Origin of the sequence: Cyclonatronum sp., assembly GCF_022565315.1 — a bacterium.
Classification (GTDB): Bacteria; Bacteroidota; Rhodothermia; order Balneolales; family Cyclonatronaceae; genus Cyclonatronum.
Genome location: NZ_JAIUMX010000129.1, coordinates 1 through 9611, shown reverse-complemented (window position 1 = coordinate 9611; position 9611 = coordinate 1). Strand labels below are relative to the sequence as shown.

At 53.1% G+C, this 9611-nt stretch carries 7 protein-coding genes and 1 pseudogene; 3 read left to right on the top strand and 5 right to left on the bottom strand.

Annotated features, from left to right (window positions below; all coding sequences use genetic code 11):
- From LAT75_RS14010 to LAT75_RS13990, 5 genes and pseudogenes are all read right to left on the bottom strand, one after another.
- Nucleotides 1–251: pseudogene (locus LAT75_RS14010) on the bottom strand (hypothetical protein); the annotation flags it as partial.
- Nucleotides 252–520: 269 nt separating this feature from the next.
- Nucleotides 521–1192, bottom strand: coding sequence for a hypothetical protein (locus tag LAT75_RS14005; protein WP_291483302.1), 672 nt, complete (start codon nt 1190–1192; stop codon nt 521–523).
- A gap of 4 nt (nt 1193–1196) precedes the next feature.
- Nucleotides 1197–1703 (bottom strand): RNA polymerase sigma factor, encoded by a 507-nt coding sequence (locus LAT75_RS14000; protein WP_291483301.1) that lies wholly within the window; start codon nt 1701–1703, stop codon nt 1197–1199.
- Between the two features lie 354 nt (nt 1704–2057).
- Complete coding sequence (locus tag LAT75_RS13995; RefSeq protein WP_291483300.1) at nt 2058–3521, bottom strand: hypothetical protein; 1464 nt, start codon at nt 3519–3521, stop codon at nt 2058–2060.
- Nucleotides 3522–3547: 26 nt separating this feature from the next.
- The gene (locus LAT75_RS13990) at nt 3548–4402 is read right to left on the bottom strand and encodes a hypothetical protein (protein WP_291483299.1); all 855 of its coding nucleotides are present in this window, start codon (nt 4400–4402) and stop codon (nt 3548–3550) included.
- A gap of 650 nt (nt 4403–5052) precedes the next feature.
- On the opposite strand from LAT75_RS13990, the gene LAT75_RS13985 reads away from it, so the two are divergent.
- From LAT75_RS13985 to LAT75_RS13975, 3 genes are all read left to right on the top strand, one after another.
- Nucleotides 5053–6234: an ATP-binding protein gene (locus LAT75_RS13985; protein ID WP_291483298.1), complete on the top strand. Its 1182-nt coding sequence runs from the start codon at nt 5053–5055 to the stop codon at nt 6232–6234.
- A gap of 116 nt (nt 6235–6350) precedes the next feature.
- Nucleotides 6351–8039 carry a dihydroxy-acid dehydratase gene (gene ilvD, locus LAT75_RS13980; RefSeq protein ID WP_291483297.1) on the top strand — a complete coding sequence of 563 codons (1689 nt, stop codon included), beginning with the start codon at nt 6351–6353 and terminating at the stop codon, nt 8037–8039.
- A 171-nt stretch (nt 8040–8210) separates the two neighbouring features.
- Nucleotides 8211–9476 carry a PP2C family protein-serine/threonine phosphatase gene (locus LAT75_RS13975; RefSeq protein WP_291483296.1) on the top strand — a complete coding sequence of 422 codons (1266 nt, stop codon included), beginning with the start codon at nt 8211–8213 and terminating at the stop codon, nt 9474–9476.
- Nucleotides 9477–9611 lie beyond the last annotated feature (135 nt).

Below are 9611 nucleotides of genomic sequence, written 5' to 3'. Positions count from 1 at the left end.
GCAGGGATTTCATCGTCGATAATTTCCCCCGCAGCATAATTATCGGTATAGCCGAAATCTTTCATCAGCCGGATCAGGGGCGATTCAAAAAAGTGCTGTGTCACTTCCCCCTTGTGGTTCTGCCGGATTTTAGTCGTGCCAAGGTTGAACCCCATGTACGGGGTCGAGGTCGTATCCTCAATGGCCGACTGCGTCATTGCGTAGCCGCGGATGTAAATAATCGGATAAAACGGCGCCTTAATCGTTGCCATGCTGTCTTCCTCTCAGGTTTGTTTGGGTTGGATTTAGGGGGATGTGTTTCCGGGCCTGAACCCGGTTCGGGGGCTGCGCGCCATTCCTGCGGGTTTGGGTTCGGACATCCCCCTTCATTAATCCGACAATACCCAAAAAGAAGCGGACTTGCAACGCGTGAATATGCGGTCGATATTTACCCCCCAAAAAATGGATACGAAGCACAAAGACCTAATACCGCACAAATGTGTAAACAAAGAATGTCACCTGGCATTACCCAAATCCACCCTCAGCTTACGGCATTCGGCTCTTTGTATTCTTCTACCTGCTCCAGCAGTTCCATAGATTTCATCAGTGGCGTCCATTCGTTTCCGCTAAAAATGAGCTGAAACCATTTCTTATTTCTGTTCTCGTATTTGATGTTGACGAACAGCCAAACAGCAATAACGGCAGATGATAGGGTAAAAAACAAGGTGATCATCCATTGCAAAATACTCCAATCTGTGAGCATCGTCTCGTTCCACCAAAAGGTTGTCCAAACGGGTAACTGAAGAAAGAGAATACGGGTTACCCAAAGCGTTGATGACTTCAGACTTGCCAGCTTCTCCTGCGTTCTTACGATAGGTTCAGTGATATCCACCTGATAAATCGTGATGAGCTGATAGAGATAAACAAACAATGCTATAGCCGTTAAGCCCACCTGAACAGAGGCTGAAAACAAAAAGAACTTATTCGCTTCCGGAAATGAGTTTATATAAACTGAACTCAAAGCTATACCACCGATACCAACCCATAAAATCCCAAGCAGTAAAACAACTATTTTAATGGGTTTCATGGAACCTAACATGCTGTAAACCTTTATCCGGCTTATATCATCTGCGTTTTGTTTATTGATGACAAAACGCTCTTCCATTCTGTCATTGGTAGCCTGCCAAAGTTTTTTTAATTCCAACTCGTTCATTGCTTTAAGATTTTAGTTTTGAAAACCGGATTTTTAATTTCTCTTTTATTCGACTGATCTTGGTACCTGTATTACTCACAGATATTCCCAATATTTCAGCTATTTCAGCATGACTCTTGTCTTCCAGATAAAGTATCATCAATGCTTTGTCTATTTCTTTTAGCTCGCTGATAAATTGTTCCAGCAAATTCAGCCTTCTTTCATTTTCGGATTTGTCATCGATTGGCATTTCTGTTAATTTCTCATTCAGCCCGGTATATTTTCTTACTCTTGCTGAATTTTTTCGATAAAATGAGATAGCGACATTCAGTGAAATACGATACAACCAGGTAGAAACTTTATACTGATCATTATATTTGTGAACGGACTGCCAAATCTGAATCATCATTTCCTGTATGAGGTCTTGCCGGTCTTCTTCGTCTGCGCAGTATGCACGGGCAACCTTGAACAAAATACCTTTGTGCTGTTCAAGAATACTTTCAAATAAAAGTTTATCCTTTTGTTTTTTCATTATAATTATGAAAAGGAAAAATTTTAAGATTCATCATTTTGGGATTTTTTGATGAACCTTGTTTCCCTGATAATTCGCAAGACCATTCAAAAAATCACAGTCATCCGTATTTTTTTTAAGTTTTTCGAATCGCCGGTTAAGATTGATTGAATTATTGTCGGTTGAATCTTAAAGCTCCGATCATCTTCCCCCGCAATTTCCCTTTCTTCAAGCGCGATGCAGACAAGCTTCAACAAATTACTCAATGCACTGAGTAAAATAACTCATCGCATTGAGAAATTTGTATTTATGCCCATAATCTGTTGTACTTCAATATTTTAGGCTTTGAACATTAAGCAAAAATCCGCGCATTGGTCAACCCCGGCTTACATAGGGTGAAGTGAAAATCCCGCTGCCGCCCGCAGGTATGGTAACCCGAACCGGGGCCTCGAGGCGGATATCCCGGTTGCTGTGATTCACGGCAAAGAGGTAGTTCGCGCCCCGGTAGCGGTAGAGAATCCACTCCAGCTCATCGCTCACAAAGTTGGTGACGGGCTGCCCGTGCTCAAGCACCGGCTTCCAGTGCTGAAGCTCTTCGGCAAAGCGCAGCACCAAATGCCACAGGCGCTCGTCGTACCGGCCTGATTCGGCATTCACGCGCACATCGGGGTAAAACAGCACGCCCGTTGCCTCATTGGCAATGGCCGAGAACACCTGCTGCCGGATGTTCCGCATTTCGCGCTCCGGCTCGCCCCGGTGCCGGAACTGCTCGGCTGAGAACCAGATCCAGACCGGCTTTTTCCGGTCGATGGTCGGGTGATGCAGCATGGCGCGGGTTACGGCCCCCGCCCGGCGCGGATCCGCAATCTGAAAGGCGTAGGTATTGATGAACAGCACGTCGTAGGCATCGCGGTATTCATCCATCATGATATCCAAAATCTGTTCCCAGCTCAGCTCTGTTGTCCGCTGCAGGGGGGCATCGCTTGTAACGGTCGCAGCCATTTCGGCAGTGCCGCCGGTTCGCTGCCATACCAGCGCGTTGCCCGTACCCTCACCGCGGCTGTTGCCTACCGGACCCAGCCCCAGACTCACGAGCACCTCCGGAGAGGCCAGCTCATACATCAGCCGGGCCGTATCGCCGGTAAAATGCCACAGATTGGAGGCCGTGCCCCGCTCCGGCTCATCAAACAAATTGAGAATAACGTTGCGTCCGCCAGCAAAGCGGATCACGTCCTGAATGCGTTCGCGCAGCCGTTCCCGGTCGATGCGCTCATGCAGGCTCAGCTGCTCCTCAAAACTAAGGCGATCCCCCTCAGCTGCATAGCGCGTGCGCAGCCACCACGGCAGATGGCTCGCGCCCATAATCATGGCCTCGCTTCCGCGCAGGGAATCGTAAAATGCCGGGCGCACCACATCGGCGCGCTCATACGTGAAGGTTGCGTAAATCTGATCGAATCTCGGTCGCAGCGTGTCGAACAGGACCTCATCGAAAATGCGGCGGTGCCGCTGATCGTAGGTCTGAAAATAACGGGGATGCAGCAGCGGCGCGAATACGCCAATACCGAACACCCGCTGCGGCGCGCCCTGTGCATCAAGCCGGTACACAAAATGCGGCAGCTCACTTTCCGGCATAAGGAAAAAGGCCGGCCGGCTCTCCGAAGCTGCGGAGTCGGGCGGCATCAGCCGGGCATCAGCTTCAAAGCCATCCGGCACCGGCATATCTATGGGCAAGGGCGCATCCGGCGGCAGCGGCGGCATATTGCCCTGAGCCTGATGACCGGAAACCGGCAGGAAAACCATCCCCGAAAACATCAGAGAGAAAAGAAGCGAACGCAGCATGAGGGTATTTTTAAGAGGTAAAAGGATCAGTTACAGCGCCAGGTAAAATCGCGGGTCATGCCGGAATCGGGATCAACCAGCCGCTGAATGTTGCCGTTTGGATCATAGGTGATGTCCCACTCGGTCAGGTCCCAATCGGCACCTACGCCGGTGAGGGCCGCGGCCTGATCGCGGATATCAGCGAGGCCATCTGCGCTCCGCTGCCGGTAGGCGATGAGGTTATTTGCCGATGCATAGCCGGCAAAACCCTCGCCGATGGCCCCCGAAGCGAGCATGATGATCCCGTAAGCCATGCCGCCAAATGCGTTGGGGTGCGTATCGTAGGTGTAGGTGTTGATCCAGACTTCCTCGCGCCGGTGACCGGGGCGTATAACCGTTTGCGAGCTCGCAATGTTATTGCCGTCCCAAACATAGGTTTCTGAAGCATAGAGCGTCCATTCGCCGGCTTCATACTCATACTCCCGGGCCCCGGTAACCCGACCCTGAGCGTCTCTTGACATTTCGAGCCGCATCACGAGGTCACCCTCCTCGGCAATTTCCACTAAAATATCGCTGCCCTGATACGAAAAGCGGGTCTGCATGATCAGCTCGCCTTCCACCGTGAGGTTCACCGATGAAATCTCCCCGCCGCTCCAGCTGATTTCAGCAATACTGCCGTCATCCCCCATTTGCCGGATAATCCGGTTTTGAGCATCATACGCCATGGAAATGGTACGCAAGCCCCCCTGCCTGATGTCGCCGTCCGTATAGCTTTGCAGCAGGCACACCGGCTGACTTACAGAAGCAGCCGTACTTTCAGGCTGAGTTTTTTCATTGGGTCCGGGTTGAAACAGGAGCGCAAGGAGCAGCGGCAACGCACTGATAAATAAGTTAGGTATCATCGTCTGTATAGTTCGTTCATAGGGTAATGGGTTAGCCGGCATTCAATAAAGCAGATTGAAGTATAAAAATCAAACGCACTCAGGTGGGGCTGGGGTGGCGACCCTGACAAACTGCGCGATGCACTGAGATAAATAACTCAGCTTGTTGAGTAATTTATCTCAGCACATTGAGTAATTTGCAGTTACGACACTTAAACAACTGTTTATTTTTGAGTAACAAAATCAGCATTAGCACCAACTTGAGAGCAAAGCTGCTGTGTTGATCCTGATCATTTCGACCCCAACAGATAATCGGACACAAAAATCTTCTCCTCTCGCCTGACAGAAGGGAGCCTCGTTCAAAACCGGATTACACGGGCTAAACCCCAAAGTTTGCAGACTGTTTGCCGGATTTCGGGTCCTTTCACCTGACCTTTCATCTGATAATTCCCCTGAACCTGCACGAATTAAACATCAGCAACCACACAAAAAAGAAATCCATAAGCTGCTGTATTGGCATAACTTATCTGCCATAAGGAAAATCGTTAGACAACCAAAACACCCATATCTATACAAACTACTCAATGTACTGAGTAAAATTACTCATTGTATTGAGTAATTTGTATTTTATGGATGAATAATTTGCACAATCAAAATTAAACATCAGTCTCATGAGCTTTCAGCGTGCTGAATTACAGGAACTTAGAAAAAGAGTAACTACGGAGCGAAGGCGCTTCATGCAGGTTGTTTTTGGTCCGCGGCAGGTCGGAAAAACTACTTTGGTTGTGCAGCTTCAGAAAAATATCGGCATTCCCGTATGGTACTCTAATGCTGATGCGGTGCCTGTAGCCGACTTTAGCTGGGTAAGGCAGCAATGGGAAGCAGCAAGACTTAAGGCCGGAAATGAAAGAGGGCTGCTTATCATTGATGAGATTCAGAAAGTTACCAATTGGAGCGAGCAGGTTAAACGGGAATGGGATGCAGACACCCTTGCTGAAAGCAATCTGCACGTGATCCTGCTGGGCTCCTCCCGGCTGTTGCTGCAGCAGGGGCTCACAGAATCGCTCGCCGGCCGCTTCGAAGTACACTATTGCGGGCACTGGCGTTTTTCCGAAATGAAGGCCGCCTTTGGATTTACCGCTGAGCAGTACGTGCTTTTCGGAGGCTACCCCGGTGCCGCCGAGCTGATTCATGATGAGAGCCGCTGGGAGAATTATGTAAGGCATTCGCTGATCGAAACGAGCATTTCCAAAGATGTGCTGATGCTCACCAACGTGAACAAGCCAGCCCTGCTGCGGCAGCTTTTTGAGCTGGGCACCGCTTACTCCGGTCAGATTCTTTCTTTTAATAAAATGGTGGGTCAGCTGCAGGATGCCGGCAACACGACTACCCTTGCCCATTACCTCGAGCTGCTGAGCAGCGCCGGTTTGTTGAGCGGAATTCAGAAATATTACCCCGAAAAAGTGCGGCAGCGCGCATCGAGCCCGAAGTTTCAGGTGCAGAATACGGGACTCATGACCGCAGCTTCCGGCGAGCGGATCGCGGCCATCCGGGATAATCCAAAACTTTTTGGCCGGTGGGTGGAGTCCGCCGTGGGCGCACATCTGCTCGATCAGGCCATCCGGCACAACATTAAGCTTTGGTACTGGCGCGACCGCAACGATGAAGTGGATTTCGTACTTCAGAAAGGGAGCAAAATTGTGGGCATAGAGGTCAAAAGCAGTTTTGCCAAACCGACCGGCGGCATGGGTGCTTTTCAGAAAAAATACGATCCGCACAAACTCCTGCTCGTGGGCGACGGCGGCCTGCCCTGGCAGGAATTTCTTGAAATAAGCGCCGAAGCCCTGTTCTGAGCAAGGTGCGCATCCCCCAAAAAATCCGGCTATTTTATTCGCAAGTGGGTACATAATCCTTCATTTTGTACCTTTGCTGAAAACCGCTATGTAAAATCCATCAAACTAAACTTGCTATGAGTGCACAGAAACCCATTTTAAACCGGTACAGCAGCCGGCTCACGCAGGATTCATCGCAGGCAGGCTCGCAGGCGATGCTGCATGCAACCGGCCTCAGCCGGGCCGATTTCGACAAGGCGCAGGTTGGTATTGCGAGCATGGGCTGGGAGGGCAACCCCTGCAACATGCACCTGAACAGCCTGGCCGGAACCGTGAAGCAGGGCGTTACCGAAGCCGGCCTGATCGGTTTTATTTTCCATACCATTGGCGTGAGCGACGGCATCTCGATGGGCACAGAGGGGATGAAGTATTCGCTGCAGTCGCGCGAGGTAATCGCCGACTCCATCGAAACGGTGATGGGCGCGCAGTGGTACGACGGCCTCGTTACCCTGCCCGGTTGCGACAAGAACATGCCCGGCAGCGTGATGGCCATGCTTAGGCTGAACCGACCTTCGGTGATGGTCTATGGCGGCACCATTCGCCCCGGAAGGCTGGGTTCGCGCAAGCTCGATATCGTTTCGGCTTTTGAAGCCTACGGGGAGCACCTCAAGGAGCAGATCGACGCCGGCGAGTACGCCGAAGTGCTGATGCACGCCTGCCCCGGTGCAGGCGCCTGCGGCGGCATGTACACGGCCAATACCATGTCAGCGGCCATCGAAACCCTGGGGCTGAGCCTGCCCTACAGCTCCTGCACCCCGGCCACAAGCGATGAAAAAACAGCAGAATGCGGGCGCATCGGCGCGGTCATGCGCCTGCTGCTGGAGCAGGACCTCAAGCCGCTCGATATCGTGAGCCGCGCAGCCCTCGAAAATGCTGTCGCCGTGGTGATTGCTTTGGGCGGCTCTACCAATGCCGTGCTGCACCTGCTCGCCATCGCACGCACCGCGGGTATCCCGTTCTCGATTGATGACTTCCAGAAGGTCTCCGACCGCACGCCCTACCTTGCCGACCTCAAACCGAGCGGACAATTCCTCATGGAAGACCTGCACGATGCCGGAGGCGTACCAGCCGTACAGAAGCTGCTGCTCGAACACGGCCTGCTCGACGGCAGCTGCCTCACCGTTACCGGCAAAACGCTGGAAGAAAACCTGAGCGAACTGCCCGGCTTGGCTGAAGGGCAGCAAATTGTGGTGCCGGTCGAAAAGCCGCTCAAAGCTACGGGGCACCTCAATGTACTTTACGGAAACCTGGCCCGGGAAGGCAGCGTGGCGAAAATAACCGGGAAGGAAGGCACCCGCTTTGAAGGCCGGGCCGTGGTGTATAATTCGGAGGAAGCCTGTATTGCCGGCATCGAAGCCGGTGAAGTCGGGCCGGGCAGCGTGGTCGTAATCCGCTACGAAGGGCCGCGCGGCGGACCCGGCATGCGGGAGATGCTCAAGGTTACGGCTGCCATCATGGGGGCGGGGCTCGGAAAGGAAGTCGCCCTCATCACCGACGGACGCTTCTCCGGCGGCACGCACGGTTTCGTGGTCGGGCATGTGTGCCCCGAAGCCTGGGACGGCGGCGCCATCGCCCTGATCGAAAACGGCGACCGCATCACTATCGATGCCGACGCCAAAACGCTGCACCTCGACCTGCCCGATGCCCTGCTCGAGCAGCGGCGCGCGGCATGGGTGAGGCCCGAAAGCAGCATCCGCTCCGGGGCGCTGCACAAATTCCGGCAGCTGGTAAGCTCTGCTTCGGAAGGATGCGTAACCGACCGCTAAGCCCGCCCAAATCATTTCAAAAGCCTTCAGAACCTTTCGGGGTCTGAAGGCTTTTTTTTTGATGCATCTTCATCGGGCAAAATGCGTTTTGCCGCTCTCCTGAATTTTACACAAGTTTCAGGTCTGCCCCTTGGCGGCATCAGGCATCCCCATCCATCACCCTGCATAAACATGAAACTCTACGACAACCGGTTCATCACCATCTACCGCGACAACGATTTCGAGGCCTTTTATGAGGTTGGCGTTACGCACCGGCGCAAGCTCATTCTGGCGCACATGATCATCAACCTGCTGCCTTTGGTCATGGCCTGGTTTATCGCATCAGCGCTTGAGGCCGTCGGGGCACTGTACTGGCTGTTCACCGGTATTGCCGTGCTGATGTATGTGATTGTTTCTGTTGAAACCATAGCTTATATGTTCCCCGATGCAAGGCGGATTTTCAAGCGCTTTTTCCCTTGGACTATTCCGGTGCTGGCGCTGGCCGGCGGATACCTGGGCTATGTGATCGGTCTCACTGCTTTCGGCGGATCTGAGGAGGAAGCCCTGCCCGGCACCCTCGCCTACGCCCTTGATTACGATTTTGCCAGAACTGCATTTTTTTACGGGATGATGATGGGCGGATTTTTCCTTGCGCACGCCGGCACCTCGCTCTTTCTGAAGGCCTCACGGGTGCTGTACACTAAGCGGGCCGAGCTGGAATCGGATGTACGGTTCGCGCGCGAAGTGCAGGGTCGTTTCCTGCAGGACGCTTCGCTGGAGCAGGGTGATGGCGGCATCACGGCTTTCGGACGCTCCGTGCCCGCAAGCGAACTGGGCGGCGATTACTTCGAACTCACCGAAATGCCCGACGGCCACTGGATTGCCTCCGTAGGCGACATTTCAGGACACAGCTTCGGGGCCGGGCTGCTGATGTCGGTCACCAAAAGCGCCCTTCAAACGCACCTGAGCTATCAGCAGGAGCCGGATGAAATCCTCGGGCACCTGAATCAGATGCTGGTGCGGCAGTCAGACCGCAGCATGTTTGCGACCATGGTGCTGCTGTCGGTGAAGCCCGAAACGCGGGAAATCCGGCTGTCGAATGCCGGGCACATCCCGGTGTATCACTATGTGGCGGCCACCCAAACGCTCGAAAAGCGGCATATCCGGGGGATGGCGCTCGGGATGTCGGCCCGGGCAAGCTATCAGAACCTGAGCTTGCGGGCGGATGCGGGAGATGTGCTCATCGTGTGCTCAGACGGCCTCACCGAAACCCGCGATGAGGCGGGTAAGGTCCGGGATTTCGCCTTCTTCGAAACAATGCTGCACGAACAGCTGCAGCAAACCCCCGCAACCGCCGGCGCCCAAAGCATCACCGAAATCCTCCTTGATCGGGTTGAGGAAACCAATTTCGCCACCCAGCCCGAAGATGATATTACCCTGATCGTGCTGCGGTTTTGAAGAATGGCCCGCGGATTATCCGGATCGGGCGGGATTTGCGCGGATTTTGTTTCACGCAAAGGGGCAGAGGCGCAGAGGGGCATAGGTTTCTGGTTTCTGGTTTCTGGTTTCTGATGTAAGTTATTATAAATCAAT

Bases quoted from the DNA above. Each gene is read 5' to 3' on its own strand.
- LAT75_RS13990 (WP_291483299.1), bottom strand. From the start codon at position 4,402: ATGATACCTAACTTATTTATCAGTGCGTTGCCGCTGCTCCTTGCGCTC.
- ilvD (WP_291483297.1), top strand. From the start codon at position 6,351: ATGAGTGCACAGAAACCCATTTTAAACCGGTACAGCAGCCGGCTCACG.
- LAT75_RS14005 (WP_291483302.1), bottom strand. From the start codon at position 1,192: ATGAACGAGTTGGAATTAAAAAAACTTTGGCAGGCTACCAATGACAGA.
- LAT75_RS14000 (WP_291483301.1), bottom strand. From the start codon at position 1,703: ATGAAAAAACAAAAGGATAAACTTTTATTTGAAAGTATTCTTGAACAG.
- LAT75_RS13995 (WP_291483300.1), bottom strand. From the start codon at position 3,521: ATGCTGCGTTCGCTTCTTTTCTCTCTGATGTTTTCGGGGATGGTTTTC.
- LAT75_RS13975 (WP_291483296.1), top strand. From the start codon at position 8,211: ATGAAACTCTACGACAACCGGTTCATCACCATCTACCGCGACAACGAT.
- LAT75_RS13985 (WP_291483298.1), top strand. From the start codon at position 5,053: ATGAGCTTTCAGCGTGCTGAATTACAGGAACTTAGAAAAAGAGTAACT.